Below are 15,865 nucleotides of genomic sequence, written 5' to 3'. Positions count from 1 at the left end.
GGACTGTCAAACACAAAAAAGAACCTCAACGCTAAAAAGGTTGAGGTTCTTTTTATTTATCTATATCGATTAAATAAGAATAGTGATCCTAGTATGATTGGTGCTCCAATATAGAGTCCCAAATTAGGATATTCCCCCAATAAAAAGGCTGCTACTACGGCTGCCACGATTGGCGAAATATACATAAAATTGGTTACATCCGTAACTTTTTCGGCATGTTCAAAGGCATAGCTCCAGAATACGAATCCTAATGCACTAGAAAAGAATGCTAGGTATACCATAGCAAGCTTCGCAGTAATTGGTGCGGCTCCAATCATTTCAATAGCATGATCTGCAAAAGGTAGTGCCATAATGGCACCTGTAAACATGGACCACATAGCGATAGTAATCGAGTCATAACCTTTCAGACTAAGCCCGCGATTTAGAATATTATAAACCGCAAACAGTATCATACCAATCAACGTCCATATGGCCCCCATTGGAATGGTCAGAGTGGAATTCCAAAGAATAATAACGGCCACACCTATAAAAGCGGTTATGGTGAAGAGCCAACCTATAGGGCGTATTCTATCCTTATAGACTACCAATGCCATCAGTGCTGTTGTCATTGGTGTTAAAGCCATAATAATACTAGATGTAGCGGCCGGTATTGTTCGCAATCCCTCATTAAACACAATTTGATAAACGAAGTTACCTGTAGCGCCTAACAAAATGTATATACCCCATTCACGCCAAGATGTAGGGATGTGTAATCCCTTAAATACACCAATAATTAGCATGAGTATAGCACCACCTACAACCCTCGCCACCGAGAGTGTCAATGCATCTACTGATTGCAATGCTACTTTACCAAAAGGAAACGCCGTAGCCCAAACGGCAATGGTGGCAGATGCCCCTAAAATGGCTTTCATACGATTTGTCATTAGCATCTACCTTTCTACGTAATTCCATAATCAATACTATCTAAATATTACCATAATAAGCCCCTACAATTCCAAGAAGATACATCACAACATATCGAACACTCTCTATTTATTGATATAAATTTTCATTATTTAAAGATAATATAATAATTGATTCTTCAAAACCCAAACTCAAATAAATCAAGTAATTAGTTGTACTTTCAATGTATTTATATAGTGTTTTCAATATTATTAAATTACAAATAACATCCATTCTTACGAAAATCGCATAGTATGTATTGAAAATATATATCATTTAAAATTTGTTAAATCGTGACAAACATTGTACACTATAGGCATAGAAATCTATAGTTATATCCTTTTATGGAGGTGCAAAATGCAACATACTGCATGGAAAGAATTTAACACAGGTGTGTGGGATAAAGCCGTTGATGTACGCGACTTTATTCAAAGAAACTATATCCCCTATGAAGGGGACGATTCCTTCCTTGCTGGTCCTACAGAAAGAACGACTAAATTATGGGACCAAGTAATGAAGCTTTATGATGAAGAACGTGAAAAAGGCGGCATGCTCGATGCCGATACTTCCGTGGCCACACACATTACTGCCCATGCGCCAGGATATATCGACAAAGACCTTGAAACGATCGTTGGTTTGCAAACTGACAAACCATTAAAACGCGCTATGTTCCCTTATGGCGGCTTGCGTACTGCAAAATCCGCTATTGAAGAATACGGCTTCAAAATGGATCCCCGAACAGAAGACTTCTTCAAAAAACATCGTAAAACACACAATGATGGCGTATTTCATGTATATACACCAGAAATGCGTGCCGCTCGTACGGCTCATATCGTAACTGGTTTACCAGATGCTTACAGCCGTGGCCGTATCATCGGTGACTATCGCCGTATCGCTTTGTATGGTATCGATTACCTCATTGAAGATAAAAAAGAGCAATTCAGCATTACTATGGGTGATATGCTTGAAGACGTAATTCGCGACCGCGAAGAGATTCAAGAACAAATCCGTTCCTTAAAAGAATTAAAAGAAATGGCTGCATCTTATGGTTACGATATTTCTGGACCAGCTAAAGACGTGAAAGAAGCTATGCAATGGATTTACTTCGGCTACCTTGGTGCTATTAAAGAGCAAAACGGTGCTGCTATGTCCATTGGCCGTAACTCTACATTCCTAGACATCTACGCAGAACGTGACCTTCGCAATGGTACATACACAGAAGAACAAATCCAAGAATTCGTAGATCATTTCATCATGAAATTGCGCATGGTTCGTTTCGCACGTATCCACGAATACAATAACTTGTTCACAGGCGACCCTGTGTGGACAACTGAATCCATCGGTGGTATGGGTACTGACGGCCGTACATTGGTTTCAAAAATGTCCTTCCGTTATCTACATACATTGACTAACCTTGGTCCTGCTCCAGAACCAAACCTCACTGTATTGTGGTCTCCTCGCATGCCGATCGGCTTCCGCCGCTTCTGTGCAAAACTATCCATTGAAACATCTTCCATCCAATACGAAAATGACGACTTGATGCGTCCTAACTCTGGTGATGACTACGCTATCGCATGCTGTGTATCTCCAATGCGTATTGGTAAAGAAATGCAATTCTTCGGCGCTCGTTCCAACTTGGCAAAATGCTTGCTTTATGCAATCAATGGCGGCGTTGACGAAAAATTGAAGAAACAAATTGGTCCTAAATACCGCCCTATTACTTCTGAATACTTAGAATTCGACGAAGTATGGGGAAAATTCGACGACATGATGGAATGGTTAGCAGGCGTATATGTAAACGCATTGAACATCATTCACTACATGCACGACAAATACGCATATGAAAAACTAGAAATGGCATTGCATGACCGCAAGGTAACTCGTTGGTTTGCAACTGGTATTGCTGGTTTATCCGTAGTAGCTGACTCCTTGTCTGCTATTAAATATGCTAAGGTAAAACCTATTCGCGACGAAAACGGCATCGCTGTTGATTTCGAAATCGAAGGTGACTTCCCTAAATATGGTAACGATGACGATCGTGTAGATAGCTTAGCAGCAAAAGTTGTTTCCACATTTATGAATAAAATTCGTAAACATCCTACATACCGTCAATCCGTTCCAACTATGAGCTTGTTAACAATTACTTCCAACGTAGTATATGGTACTGCAACAGGTTCTACGCCAGATGGCCGTAAAGCTGGTGAAGCTTTCGCTCCTGGTGCTAATCCAATGCATGGTCGTGATACTCACGGTGCGATTTCTTCGTTGGCATCCGTAGCAAAAATGCCATGGCGTGATAGCTCCGATGGTATTTCCAATACCTTCTCTATCATTCCTGACGCATTAGGTAAATCTGGTGAAACATTTGTGTCCCTCAGCGATTTTGATATTGAGTTAGATCCATCTCAATTGCCTAACTCCAATACAAACTTCGCATGCAGCGAACCGAATGTTACTATAAAGGAAGATAAATAATATCTTCCATAGTATCGAGTTGCTTTCACCGGCACCGATACGAGTGTTAGTCTTGGTTGAAAGGAGGCAATACCCATGAGCAACCAACAACAAGTTGATAACTTGGTAGAGTTATTGGATGGCTACTCCCAAAAAGGCGGTCATCATTTGAACGTTAACGTGTTCACTCGTGAAACATTGTTAGACGCTCAAAAACATCCTGAGTTGTACCCTCAATTAACTGTTCGTGTATCTGGTTACGCAGTGCACTTCAGCAAATTGACAAAACAACAACAGGACGAAGTTATTTCCCGTACATTCCATCAACAAATCTAATCGAGGTTTACTATGACAGGACGTATTCATTCGGTTGAAACGATGGGTACGGTTGATGGTCCAGGCATGCGCATGGTGGTTTTTCTCCAAGGATGCCCCATGCGTTGTGCTTATTGCCACAATCCCGACACATGGAATGAAAGTAGCGATGATGTTAAATTTATGACTGTTGAGGAGTTGTGGGACCAGTACGAACGTAACCGCCAATTTTATACTAATGGTGGTATCACCGTCACAGGTGGGGAAGCTCTTATGCAAATTGACTTTGTTACTGAGCTTTTCACATATTTCCGTGAAAGAAACGTCCATACCTGTTTAGATACAAGTGGAATTTGTTTTGATCCCCACCAAGAGGTGGCCTACCGTAAGCTACTCAGTGTCACTAGTCTCGTCATCCTAGACCTTAAAGAAATCGATCCTGATAAACATCTGTGGTTAACTGGCAAATCGTTAGAGCCTATTCTCGGCTTTGCACGAATGACAGCAGACGTAGAAGTTCCCATTTGGGTTCGTCACGTTGTAGTTCCTACGATTACAGATAATGCAGATCATCACTATCGTCTAGGCTTTTTCCTAGGATCCCTGAAAAACTTACAAGCCGTTGATTGCTTACCATATCACGTTATGGGTACTGCTAAATATAAGGAGTTAGGTATTACCTATCGCCTAGAGGGCATACCAGCTGCCACAAAAGATATTGCAGCTAAAGCGACAAAAACCGTGGTGGAAGGAATCAAGGCCTATCGACGCCATTGGTGGAGTCCCATCAAAACACAACATCAATCATAATCAAGTTTGAGGATAACTACCTCCCTTGATATATATATACATATATACCAAGACTTGATCTATGATAGCCCTAAACAATAGAGCCGCCCCCACACAACCGGGGACGGCTCTTATTGTATTTATTTAGATACTACGTTAATAGGTTCACCTTTGAAGAAGGCTTGTACATTATCACGAATGATACCTACCAAGCGTTGACGTGTTTCTAGGCCTTTCCAGCCCATATGAGGTGTAATGATAACATTATCTAATGTATATAGAGGGCTATCCTCTGCTGGAGGTTCTACCTCTTGTACATCAAGACCTGCACCTGCAATGCGTTTAGCTGCTAATGCTTCACAAAGCTCAGCTTCGTTAATAAGTGGACCACGACCTGTATTGATGATAACTGCACTAGATTTCATTTTACCGATAGTTTCTTTATTAATCATGTGCTTAGTTTTGTCATTCAATGGGCAATGCAATGTAATATAATCACTATTTTCAAGCAATTCATCAAGACTTACATAACGAATACCGTCACCATCAGCCTTTGGCGTGCGTGTATGGATCAAGATATTCATACCGAGCGCTTTTGCTACTTTGATCACTTCCATACCAATGTGACCAGCACCAACAACACCTAATGTTTTACCATTCACTTCTGTGTGGCTTACTTGTAAATGCTTTGTGAAATTACTGCGATCACCTTTAGCAAGCATGCCAATTTGTTTCTGCATAGTAGACGCAAAATTGAGGATCATCATGATTACCGTATGTGCTACACGTTCTGTACTGTACGCTGGAATATTACACACCGTAATGCCTCTTTCCTTAGCCGCGTTGAGGTCGATATTATTATAACCTGTCCCCGCTTCTACGATGAGTTTTACAGTATCTGGGAGTTGTGAAAGCAAATCAGCCCCTACTGGTAATTCTTTTGTAACTACAACGCGAGCTCCTTGAATGCGTTCAATAAGCTCTGCATTTGTACTATTATCATAAACCTGTACATCACTAGATAATACAGAGAAATCTAATGCTTGGTCGTAATTCATTTTACTTGCATTTACCACTACTACACGTTCGCTCATGAGAACCTCCTACATAGTTATTAAATTCTATAGAGTATACGTAACGCCCAAATCTAGGGGTTACATACACCTATAAAGAAAAATACTTCTACATAAATTATACTATTATTTATATAAATTTATACTATTAATATCACTGAGAACTATATTAATTAGTATACTTTCACGTTTATTGTATATAATATATGTATAAAATCATAAAAACAGAATTTCTGTATAAAACTTTCACAAAAGTATTGTGTAATTCCCCAAAAGTTATAAAATAAAAGTAATGTTATATAGAATTGAGGAATACCATGAGACCCACCTATTTGACCATAAATACAAGTCTCGTTCGTGAGAACTTGCGCAAAATTAAAGATAGTTTACCGGAATGGAGCACATCTACGGCTGTTATCAAGGCCAATGGCTATGGCCACGGCAGTGTTATGATGGGCCGTATTGCCGTTGAAGAAGGTTATGAATCCTTAGCCGTTGCCATTCCTGAAGAGTCAGTTCCACTTCGCAACGCCGGGATTATGGTACCAATTTATCTACTTGGCCTCACAAGACCTCAGTCCTTTGAGCTCGTAGCAGATACTAATTCCATCCCAGCTGTATGCGAATCTACTGATTTAGACGCCCTCGATAAGGTAGCAGAAAATCACGATATGATTATCCGCGTTGCAGTCGCCGTTGATACAGGCATGCATCGTATTGGTATCAAGCCTGAAGATGCTATTGAGTTTATCAAACGCGTTGAGTCCTACGAAAATCTTGAGGTAGACGGTTTCTTCTCTCATATGAGTAACGCCGATGCGGCGGATCAAAGCCACGCTCATGGACAGGCGCAAAAATTCCATAAAATGGTCGATGAAATCCGTGCATTTAGACCTGATGCGGACTATCGCTTCTCTCTTGCCAATAGTGCTGGCTTATTATCCGTAAAAGACAGCTTATTTACCGATGCTCGTCCTGGCATTATTCAATACGGCATTATGCCATCTCTTGATGTGCCAAATCGATTAGGGTTAAAACCGGTCCTCTCCTTCCATAGCGAAGTAGTACATGTACAGCGTCTAGAAGCAGGTGAAGGTATCGGTTATGGTTCTACCTATGTAACACCTGAACCAATGACGATTGCTACCATACCTGTAGGCTATGCAGATGGATACCCTCGTAGTTTATCCAACCGCGGTACAGTTCTCATTCATGGCACACGTTGTCCTGTAGTGGGCCGCATCTGTATGGACCAATTCATGGTGGCCGTTCCAGATACGATTACTGTACAACCAGGTGACAAGGTTGTGCTCCTAGGTTCTCAAGGTCATGAAAGCATCTCTGCACTCGAGATTGCCGCCCTTGCCTCTACAATTCCTTATGAAATCTTCTGTGGATTCTCAGAACGCGTACCTCGACAATACATATAAAAAGCTAACTATTGTTTCTAATAGTAAATGCTCCATATACCAAAAGCGCAGATATACATTGTATCTGTGCTTTTCTAATTTTTACTACGTATTTTCCTTATATGGTACATCATTTATATTGAATGGACATAGAAAAAGCCCGTAATACATGCAGCGGTCTACATGTATTACGGGCTTTCCTGCTCTCCTATACCTAGCGTACTGTAAAGCAGTTACGTTCTTATTGTGAGAGAGAGTATTATATACCAAGTATATAATCTTATGATTGGGAGGGAACCACAATGCATAAGGGGCCCTCTGAACGACAGACGGCATAGGAGAGAGTCAATGTTTGTCTATCCAATCCAGAGGGCTGCGTGTGTGTAATTGTTTATTGTGTGTGTAAGTGTATTGTGTGTGTGTAAGTATGTGTGTATAGTTTTGTGTGTTTAGTGTTCGTGTATTAAAAGGGTTGCTTTACAGTAGGATAGGCTTAGGATTAGCTTATTTTACGGCCATACCTGTTTTAGCATCCAATACGATGGATACAGGTTTGTTTTGTGCATCATGGAACTCTACAGTATATATAGGTTTACCATTTTGGTTCACTACAGACCAAGAGTTAATACCAGTTGCTACATTGCCAGTTTGTGCGAAGGCTGCATTGATCGCCACATGTGGAGGTAACACAGTACCAGCATCAATAGCACTAGCTTCCATGGATGCATCATATGCTTTAGGAGTACCTTCAGTTACATTACCAGCTGCCACATCTAAAGTCATGGAATGGGCACCACTAGCATTGAAACCATCTACTTCATAAATAGCAGTTTTATCGGCAGCTTTGAAGGATACTTTAGTAATCTTAGAGTCGCCATATTTATTTTCAAATTGATCGATTAAATAGTTCGCACCAATTACGAAAATACTATTTTGATCGACTACGCCTGCTTGCTTACTTGTTGTGCTAGGTTGTGATTTTCCACTTTTAGAGTTTTTTTTTCCTCTTTAGTAGTTTCTTTTTTGTCAGCTTTTTTATCTGCTTTTACTTCTTTAGTTTCTTTTACAGCTTTATCAGCTTTAACTGCTTTGTCAGCTTTTACTTTAGGCGCTTTGTGTGCTTGCGCTTTTTTAGTATTTTTTTCGTCTTTATTAGCTTCTACTTTTTTATCTGCTGCACGTACTACTTTAGCTTCGCTAGGAGCTTTTGCTACCGCTGCAGTTTCAATTGTAGGAGTTGCTGCTGCTGGATTAGCTGCTGCTGGAACTACAGTGGCTTGAGCAACTGGAGCTTTTACATCTTGAGTTGCTGTTGGAACTGGTGTAGTATCTTTAGCTGCTGGTGTAGCTGGAGTCACTTCAACTTTAGCTGCTGTAGGTACTACTTTAGCTGTTGTAGGAGCTACTTCTGTTTTAGTTGCTGGAGCTACTTCTGTTTTAGCTGCTGGAGTCACTTGAATAGTAGGAACTACTTGATGAGTAGCAGGTTGTGCTACAGGAGCTGCAGTAGCTGCTACCTCTTGAGTTACAGGAACTGGTGTGGCTTGTTCAGCTGCTGTTACTGCTACAGTAGCACCAAATACGCCAGCTACTGCTAAAGCAATACTGCTTTTCAAAATAGATTTTTTCATAATATCCTCCTTGATAATTTATATATATGCAATCTTACGCATATATATTTTAACCAACTCGGTGTCATCGTTATAGTTCCAAAACATATATCTAGTGTGGACTGTAGATATATAGTCTGGAAACTCCCGATATATTTGAGTTCTGTCTTTTGACTGGACACATATTATCGATAATCTATGAAATAAAAATGTAGAATTCACCGGTCTAGCTTATTTTGGGGTGAGAATAAAATGAATTTATATGTAATTTCAATGAAATTCTATAGTATTCGATTTACAACTAAGTATTCCATGAACTAACTTCAAAAAGCCATTTTTCCCATAAATAAAGGAACAGAAGACACTCATTGTAATTCTCATAATGTAAACATCCCCTTTCATGAGCAAATGTTCACAAAAAAACTCCTTAAAACTATCCTTTTCTACAAAAAAAGATAATTTTAAGGAGTTTATTCTTATATTTAAAATAATAAACCTTCTACTATTAAGTTATATTTACTAGTCACAGTAATGTTTAGTCGTCAAATTTAACAGACAACAACGTACCATTCATAGCATCAATGCGAACATTGACCTCTTTATCACCTTCTGTACCGAAGCTAACTTTGTATACTATTTTACCTTTATCATAGTGTACAGACCACTCATTAAGGCTTGTCGCTTTGCCTTGTGTTTGAGCATAAGCAAAGTTAACTACCGCTGCTGGCGGTAAGATTTCACGAGGATCAAAGGATTTTTTCTTTAAGGATTTATGGAAGTCACCTTCACGTTTTTCAAAGATTTGATTTGTTGCATAGATATAAGTGAGCTCATATTTGCCACTTTCATCAACACCTTCTACATCATATCTAATTTGACCACCATCCGCATCAAAAGCGATTTCAGTGATAGCTGCATTTGGATGATTTTGAATAAACGCATTCAATAAACCATTTGCACCTACAATCGCTGCATGGTTTCCATCAACAACTGCAATAGTTGGTTCTACTGCTACTAAAGGCGCCGCACTTGCATTTGGCATACCAAACACTGCTGCCAAGGCTAATACAAGGCTACCTTTTATAAATAAGGATTTCATAGGCTCCTCCATCTCTCAAACAGGACCATAGTGTATATATACAATTATACACTAAACCGATACGATTTATTAATCTTTATTTATAATATTAATGCATAGACCACTGCCCTATGATACAATGCACGTAGAATATTTTTTACTACAAGTGAGACCATTATGATTTCAATATATCCTACTATATATCACACATTTCAATGCAAAGCAGATCGATGTGAAAATACATGCTGCCAACTGTGGACCATCGATATTGACGAGACCACTGCTGAACGCTATCATGCCATGACAGGACCTCTTGGTGAAAGCTTACGACAAGCCATTACTGTCGATGGCGAAGGTAGCCATTTCGTGTTTTCTAAAGAACAACCTATGTGTCCGTTACTCAATGAAAATGGCCTCTGTAAGGTGGTGCTTGAACTAGGCGAAGAAGGCCTATGCGATACATGTCACATGCATCCGCGATTTTATAAATATATTGAGGACCTCGAGCTATGTGGGGTTGGTTTATCCTGTGAAGCATCGGTTGAACTACTGGCAGAAGACATGCAGTCTAATCAAGTAATCTTTACTATTGAAGACGATAACGGCGAATTTAGTCCTGATGAACGTTTAACTATTCAGAATATATTTGAACTATTAGCCTTTGATATAGATCCAGCACTATTTCAATATATTCCATCCCCTAATGCACAGTATTATACAAGACTATTAGATCTATATGGTACAACAGAGCCTATCGATGAAGAATGGACTGCACAAATCAGTGCATTATCTCATGATATAGATAAACTCACTACCTCTGTTCAAACCTATGTTGCCACCCACGATATGGGGCTATTCAACAAGGTATTCCAATACATCTTATATCGTCAAATTGATATGCTGTCAGATTATTCTTTAGAAGCCATCCTTTCCTATGCTAAGGATGGTGTGGAATACATACTTATGACAAGTGCCCTCGAAGGCTCTCCACTTAAACAAGTGGCAAGATGGTCCCAACAAATCGAATACGACGAAGACAATGTAGAACTGCTATTACAACATTACGAACAACAAAAAACCTCCTAGTATAAACTAGGAGGTTTTTATATAGTTACGCAAATAGTATGCGCATAATCCAGTTATATAAAAGATTTATAATAAATAATACCACATAAACAGCCCCTACTGTAAGAGGCTCTATGTTCATAATACGAGATAAAAGCATGACCGCCACATAGATAACGGCACAAACATAGGCTAGTGCTAAAGGAACTAATAGAATCATCAAAAATGGCGTAATATAAATGCAAATAATAGATACCAAAATTAATGCTAATCCCAGTGCGCCTGTATAGCCTTCCACATAAGCAGTGCCCATTAATACATGCTTGAAATCAAACTCACGCTCTAAAAGAACGCTCAGTAATTTCCACAATATAAAGCTACCTACAAACCAATATATACCAAGACCTAATATCTCTCTCAATATAGAAAATATGCCATATACAGCAGGAATAAAGCCAAATAAAAAACCACCAAAGGTCATGGCCAAAGGTAACAGAACAATACCTAAAGCAAAGCCTAAAATATGAGTGGCACACCAACCGGCAAGGCCAGCTTTAATACCCTTTTCTAAGGTACCAAACCAGAAGATTTCATCTATTCCCTTCTTCGGTGAACGCACCAGCAGGGATATTTCTTGTAAAAATGTCGTATCCATAACTAACTCCGCTCTCAACTATACTATAAGTTTAATTATATCATAAATTCCAAGATTTAAATTATATATAATTAATTTTAATATAAATTAAACGATAAAAAAACCACAAGACTTTCATCTTGCGGTTATACTCGATTTTATGTCTTATATTATTTAACTAATGTATGTACAAAGCGAATCCATTGAGGCAATACCGACACTGATAGCAATGCTACAACAAACATAACAATATAGGTTTTAACAATTCCTAGATTAACATAGCGGCGCATGAGTTGAGCCCCAATAAAGACAGCGTAATACTGACTAAACATGGTAACAAGATAGGCCATATCGCCTACATATTTTGGCATAGATACATAGAATAATATTTTGAAAGGATTGTTCACTTAATTTCGTGAATAAATGCAATATATCCTTATACCAAGTCATAATGCTCCTTATCTGTTATCGAGTTAATGTATATAGCACTTCACACAACAAAGCCACTAGAATGGCAAGCAACATAATGCTTAGACCTTCATAAGCACTACCATCAATACAAGCCCCTGCAATACGCCCCATGGTCTGTAGTAACAATACAGTACTAAGAATGCATAATACAATCATACAAAAGCCAATAATGGCTTGTAGCAGAATTGGTATGGTCGTAAGAATCAACATAATACCTGCCGTAAGAGTGATCATAGCTACTACGAGTTGAGCAAAGGCCATCATATGTAAAACCCCAGTGACTACGCCGCGGATATAGAACTTACGTTTTTGTAGTATCGCATAGCCTATAACAATGCCAGACACGAGGACCGCTTTTAAAATTACCCACCCGAACCGACCGATATTCCAAAACTCACGCGGTTTACTTAAGTATTCAAAAAAAACTTGTATTTCATGTTGACCTACGGGAAGCGAAAACATTTGCCACTTTACTAATAGTGATGAATTGCGTATCAAAGCACGTATAGCATCTAGATATACACTTTCACCGACGATGGTAAATTGATAGCATATGAGCGTCAATACGAGCATCCAAGTAAGCTGTCCATAGGTAACATCATAGTGGTACATTCGTGGATTTTTTTCTTCAATGGGGTTTAATAAGCGATATACGAACTCTACTAAACCTGCCATCATACCTCTCACCACCTTTTACTCAACAAGAATAGCACCATTCTATATAGAATGATGCAGCACACAACACAAGATTACGAATTTCTAACAATAATTTTATTTTTAATTCATACTCTGTTCATTATTATAGCACAAAAGCAAGGTATATACATACCTTGCTTTCATTATTTTCATAACTATTTCATTACATACGAACAGCAAGCATAACTAGGCCCACTAATATACCAATGAAGACTATTGGTACAAGACTCGCTAAAAGGCCGATACCAAAAGTCGAAAGACGTCCTTTTTCTATTTGACGTGCCATAAGTGTCAAACTCACCCAGAAACACCAAATATAGGCTACTACTTGGAGTATCCAATAAGAGAACCCAATAATATATAAGATAATATCAGGCGCATAAACATCTAAATTAAAGCCATAAACAATAAGGACCAAAATTGCTTCAACAATAGATAGAACAAGGGATATAACCATAGAATATGCACTTTGGTACCAACAAATCTTTAATATAGACTCATAATTGGTATGAGCCCCAAATTTATTAGCTATTAGACTAAAAATAACTGAGTAAATAGCTAATATAGCAAATGTTAATAATGCATATAATACTAATACAAAAAATCCGGCCCCAGCAAGAGCCCCCAACGCAGCTCCTAGCTGTGGAGCTGAAGCCCCTAAGGAATAAGCCATTCCAGCTTGTATAATCCAACTCACAAGCAGACTAATAGCAAGCATCCCCATGGCACATGCAAAACCGCGTTGAATTGTACCAAATTCAACAATCTCCGGAATACCACATTTAAAAGGCTCTCTAATAAGAGCCCAAAGATCAAAATACCATTTTCTTTCCATATGTTCCCCTCCAAAACATCTAAAGCACATATTTCTATCATTTTATCACAATATATATTTAAAATAAATATAAATTTATTTTAAATCAATTTGCAACCAGGTTTAACAAACAAAAAAGGTTGGCAGCTGCCTTAACAGAATCTACCAACCTTTCAATTACATATGTATTTAAGTTGTCATGAATAACATAATACCGCCAGCACCAAAGATGAAGGATACTATATAAAAGGAAATCCCCGTGATCCAAGGACTTACTCCAAATTGCTTAGACATAAGCTGGGCCATAACAAAGACATTAAAGAGCTCCATCGTACTTAATCCGCCCGTACCACCTCGAATACGTAAGTCTAACAAGAGATAAGTAGGCGCAGCAACAAGTGCAAATATCAAATGAATCCAGCTGGCAATACAGCTACTTAAAAGCAAGTCCGCCACTAGTTGCTTATAGGTAACTTGCCCCTTAAACACCTTAAAAACACCATATAAAATACAAGAGGTTACAAGAATAAAGACTGCAATTCCAAGTACATAGCCAATAATAGAAACTACCTCAAGTTCTACAGGACTGATAACCTCCCAAATAAGAGTTTTAAAAAATGGACTCTTTGGGAAAAGCAACATCAATATGTATAAACCCAAATCAGTTATAATTAGAGATCCAATAGCTAGTAATAACATGTTTTTAATGGTCACTAAATGCATCCATTTTTCTATATAAGCACCAAACAAACCCTTCATAATACTATACCTTATAAATCCTCACTCTTAAATAATTGATACCCCTCAAAGTAATAACTATGATCAAGCCCCTTCATAAATAGTTCCCGATTATTGATATCGTCAGTAAGCGCCGCTGCTAATACAGCTTTAATTTCTAAATCATTTACAGGGCTGCGCTCCATAGCAGATAAATATTTTTCCTTATCAATTTGACTCCAATCAATAGTTTTTTGTAGTTCAACACAAAGCATATGATCAAGCCACAAACGCATACTACGTCCATTACCCTCTCTAAAAGGATGAGCTACATTCATTTCTACATACTTCTCTACAATTTCATCAAATGAATTTTGTGGCATGCTTTCAATAGTTTTAATCGCTTCAGATAGATACATAACAGGAACAAAACGAAAGTTCCCTTTAGAAATATTTACAGTACGTAGCTCACCAGCAAAATCATATATATCTTGAAATAATACCTTATGGATGTCTTGTAATGTAGTCCAAGTACCACTAGACATGTTATTAAGTAGGTTCTGCTCAAATAATCTAGTCGCAGATTTTTTACTTATTCGTTCTTCTTCTCTAGCCAAAGTTGGAGAATCAGTAATGCCTAATTTATTAGTGATAACCATATTGGACCTCCTTTTTATTTTATCTCGTAATATATATTATACTATATTCATAAAACTTTAGTTGAAACTAACATGGCATACAAAATAAAAAGCAGCCCTTTGATTTGTACCCCCTTTACTGGTTGTCCAGTAAAGGGGATGCAGTTAATTTAGGGCTGCTTTTCGTTCATCTTACATCAAAGATGCTGCAATTTTTGTAAGGTTTTCATCCATACGTTCTAAGTATGTCTTGTTATCTTCATTGCTTTCGATTGTGTAAATAGTTTCTACCTTAGCACCAACTTCATTTGCCAATGTTTTAGAAACTTCTGGGCTAGCCATTTCTTCTGCAAAGATAGTAGTGATATTGTTTTCTTTACAATACTTAATGAGCTCTGCCAATTGTGCTGCGTTTGGTTCGCCTTCAGCAAATACATCTTCTACGCTATTTTGCTCTAAACCAAAGTCACGGCATAGGTACGCAAATGCGGCATGGCCTGTAACGAAGTTTTTATGAGGAGCTTTAGCGAATTGCTCTTCATATTTTTTAATCATAGCATCTAATTTTGCTACGTATTCAGTGTAGTTCTTTTCGTAGTAGTCCTTGTTAGCTGGGTCAGCTTTTACAAGAGCATCTTTAATGTTTTTCACTTCAATTTTAGCATTTTTCAAAGATAACCATGCGTGAGGATCTTCTGCGCCATGTTCCTTAATTTCTTCAGGATCAGTATTTTTAATAGGTTCTATACCATCTGTAGCAACAACAGTGATGAGTTTACTATTTTTAGCTGCATCAATCGCTTGTTGTGCCCAAGGCTCCATGCCAAAACCGTTATAAACAAATACTTGAGCTGTTGCCAATTGTTTCATATTTTCTGGTTTCAACTCGAAATCATGTGGCTCTACGCCATCTGGAATAATAGTAGACACCTCTACCTTGTCACCGCCAATAGCCTTTGCAAATTCAGCCATTGCATTAAAACTTGTTACCACTTGGATCTTCTTACTTGCTTGTTCCTTCGGTGCATCATTACCACAGCCTGCAAATAGAGCGGCCATCATGATGCCTACAACTAACAAAACCAGTTTCTTGACCATCGTAGTCCTCCTTTTGTTAATCCTGAACGCTATGCCTTCATAGAATACTGTTTATTCTTTTA

The 15,865-nt window shown here is 38.4% G+C and carries 17 protein-coding genes; 5 read left to right on the top strand and 12 right to left on the bottom strand.

Translation table 11 applies throughout. The features are described 5' to 3' along the window. Nucleotides 1–56: 56 nt before the first annotated feature. Complete coding sequence (locus VCHSUH03_RS07870; protein WP_105094730.1) at nucleotides 57–923, bottom strand: DMT family transporter; 867 nt, start codon at nucleotides 921–923, stop codon at nucleotides 57–59. 376 nt (nucleotides 924–1,299) lie between these two features. On the opposite strand from VCHSUH03_RS07870, the gene pflB reads away from it, so the two are divergent. The 3 genes from pflB to pflA all read left to right on the top strand — a co-directional run bounded on the left by pflB (nucleotide 1,300) and on the right by pflA (nucleotide 4,521). Beyond that, nucleotides 1,300–3,417: a formate C-acetyltransferase gene (gene pflB, locus VCHSUH03_RS07865; RefSeq protein ID WP_105094637.1), complete on the top strand. Its 2,118-nt coding sequence runs from the start codon at nucleotides 1,300–1,302 to the stop codon at nucleotides 3,415–3,417. Between the two features lie 75 nt (nucleotides 3,418–3,492). Continuing rightward, nucleotides 3,493–3,732: an autonomous glycyl radical cofactor GrcA3 gene (gene grcA3 / locus VCHSUH03_RS07860; protein ID WP_024066082.1), complete on the top strand. Its 240-nt coding sequence runs from the start codon at nucleotides 3,493–3,495 to the stop codon at nucleotides 3,730–3,732. Nucleotides 3,733–3,744: 12 nt separating this feature from the next. Next, nucleotides 3,745–4,521 carry a pyruvate formate-lyase-activating protein gene (gene pflA, locus VCHSUH03_RS07855; RefSeq protein WP_105094636.1) on the top strand — a complete coding sequence of 259 codons (777 nt, stop codon included), beginning with the start codon at nucleotides 3,745–3,747 and terminating at the stop codon, nucleotides 4,519–4,521. A 119-nt stretch (nucleotides 4,522–4,640) separates the two neighbouring features. Here the strand turns inward: pflA and VCHSUH03_RS07850 are convergent, their stop codons facing one another. Continuing rightward, nucleotides 4,641–5,594 carry a 2-hydroxyacid dehydrogenase gene (locus VCHSUH03_RS07850; RefSeq protein WP_105094635.1) on the bottom strand — a complete coding sequence of 318 codons (954 nt, stop codon included), beginning with the start codon at nucleotides 5,592–5,594 and terminating at the stop codon, nucleotides 4,641–4,643. Between the two features lie 296 nt (nucleotides 5,595–5,890). Between VCHSUH03_RS07850 and alr the strand changes: the two genes are divergently transcribed. Then, on the top strand, nucleotides 5,891–7,003 hold the full coding sequence (gene alr, locus VCHSUH03_RS07845; RefSeq protein WP_105094634.1) for an alanine racemase: 1,113 nt from the start codon (nucleotides 5,891–5,893) through the stop codon (nucleotides 7,001–7,003). Between the two features lie 483 nt (nucleotides 7,004–7,486). On the opposite strand, the gene VCHSUH03_RS07840 is transcribed toward alr, so the two are convergent. The 3 genes from VCHSUH03_RS07840 to VCHSUH03_RS07830 all read right to left on the bottom strand — a co-directional run bounded on the left by VCHSUH03_RS07840 (nucleotide 7,487) and on the right by VCHSUH03_RS07830 (nucleotide 9,691). Next, complete coding sequence (locus VCHSUH03_RS07840) at nucleotides 7,487–7,765, bottom strand: PepSY domain-containing protein (RefSeq protein ID WP_105094633.1); 279 nt, start codon at nucleotides 7,763–7,765, stop codon at nucleotides 7,487–7,489. Nucleotides 7,766–7,923: 158 nt separating this feature from the next. Next, the gene (locus VCHSUH03_RS07835) at nucleotides 7,924–8,613 is read right to left on the bottom strand and encodes a ribonuclease E (protein ID WP_105094632.1); all 690 of its coding nucleotides are present in this window, start codon (nucleotides 8,611–8,613) and stop codon (nucleotides 7,924–7,926) included. A 514-nt stretch (nucleotides 8,614–9,127) separates the two neighbouring features. Beyond that, nucleotides 9,128–9,691 carry a PepSY domain-containing protein gene (locus VCHSUH03_RS07830; RefSeq protein ID WP_167388613.1) on the bottom strand — a complete coding sequence of 188 codons (564 nt, stop codon included), beginning with the start codon at nucleotides 9,689–9,691 and terminating at the stop codon, nucleotides 9,128–9,130. A 156-nt stretch (nucleotides 9,692–9,847) separates the two neighbouring features. Between VCHSUH03_RS07830 and fliB the strand changes: the two genes are divergently transcribed. After that, on the top strand, nucleotides 9,848–10,756 hold the full coding sequence (fliB, locus tag VCHSUH03_RS07825; protein WP_105094630.1) for a flagellin lysine-N-methylase: 909 nt from the start codon (nucleotides 9,848–9,850) through the stop codon (nucleotides 10,754–10,756). 25 nt (nucleotides 10,757–10,781) lie between these two features. Here the strand turns inward: fliB and VCHSUH03_RS07820 are convergent, their stop codons facing one another. The 7 genes from VCHSUH03_RS07820 to VCHSUH03_RS07790 all read right to left on the bottom strand — a co-directional run bounded on the left by VCHSUH03_RS07820 (nucleotide 10,782) and on the right by VCHSUH03_RS07790 (nucleotide 15,803). Then, complete coding sequence (locus VCHSUH03_RS07820; protein ID WP_105094629.1) at nucleotides 10,782–11,390, bottom strand: hypothetical protein; 609 nt, start codon at nucleotides 11,388–11,390, stop codon at nucleotides 10,782–10,784. Nucleotides 11,391–11,539: 149 nt separating this feature from the next. Further along, on the bottom strand, nucleotides 11,540–11,719 hold the full coding sequence (locus VCHSUH03_RS09570; RefSeq protein WP_241567163.1) for a hypothetical protein: 180 nt from the start codon (nucleotides 11,717–11,719) through the stop codon (nucleotides 11,540–11,542). A 115-nt stretch (nucleotides 11,720–11,834) separates the two neighbouring features. Further along, nucleotides 11,835–12,518 carry a hypothetical protein gene (locus VCHSUH03_RS07810; RefSeq protein WP_105094628.1) on the bottom strand — a complete coding sequence of 228 codons (684 nt, stop codon included), beginning with the start codon at nucleotides 12,516–12,518 and terminating at the stop codon, nucleotides 11,835–11,837. Nucleotides 12,519–12,699: 181 nt separating this feature from the next. Beyond that, nucleotides 12,700–13,371 carry a hypothetical protein gene (locus tag VCHSUH03_RS07805; RefSeq protein WP_105094627.1) on the bottom strand — a complete coding sequence of 224 codons (672 nt, stop codon included), beginning with the start codon at nucleotides 13,369–13,371 and terminating at the stop codon, nucleotides 12,700–12,702. 168 nt (nucleotides 13,372–13,539) lie between these two features. After that, nucleotides 13,540–14,109: a hypothetical protein gene (locus VCHSUH03_RS07800; protein ID WP_105094626.1), complete on the bottom strand. Its 570-nt coding sequence runs from the start codon at nucleotides 14,107–14,109 to the stop codon at nucleotides 13,540–13,542. Nucleotides 14,110–14,120: 11 nt separating this feature from the next. Then, on the bottom strand, nucleotides 14,121–14,726 hold the full coding sequence (gene fic / locus VCHSUH03_RS07795; RefSeq protein ID WP_105085169.1) for a protein adenylyltransferase Fic: 606 nt from the start codon (nucleotides 14,724–14,726) through the stop codon (nucleotides 14,121–14,123). A gap of 171 nt (nucleotides 14,727–14,897) precedes the next feature. Further along, complete coding sequence (locus VCHSUH03_RS07790; protein WP_105094625.1) at nucleotides 14,898–15,803, bottom strand: metal ABC transporter substrate-binding protein; 906 nt, start codon at nucleotides 15,801–15,803, stop codon at nucleotides 14,898–14,900. Nucleotides 15,804–15,865: the final 62 nt, after the last annotated feature.

Source organism: Veillonella infantium (assembly GCF_002959895.1).
Taxonomy (GTDB): domain Bacteria; phylum Bacillota; class Negativicutes; order Veillonellales; family Veillonellaceae; genus Veillonella; species Veillonella infantium.
The sequence above is the reverse complement of the archived record's forward strand: the minus strand, read 5'-3'. Positions and strand labels throughout refer to the sequence as shown.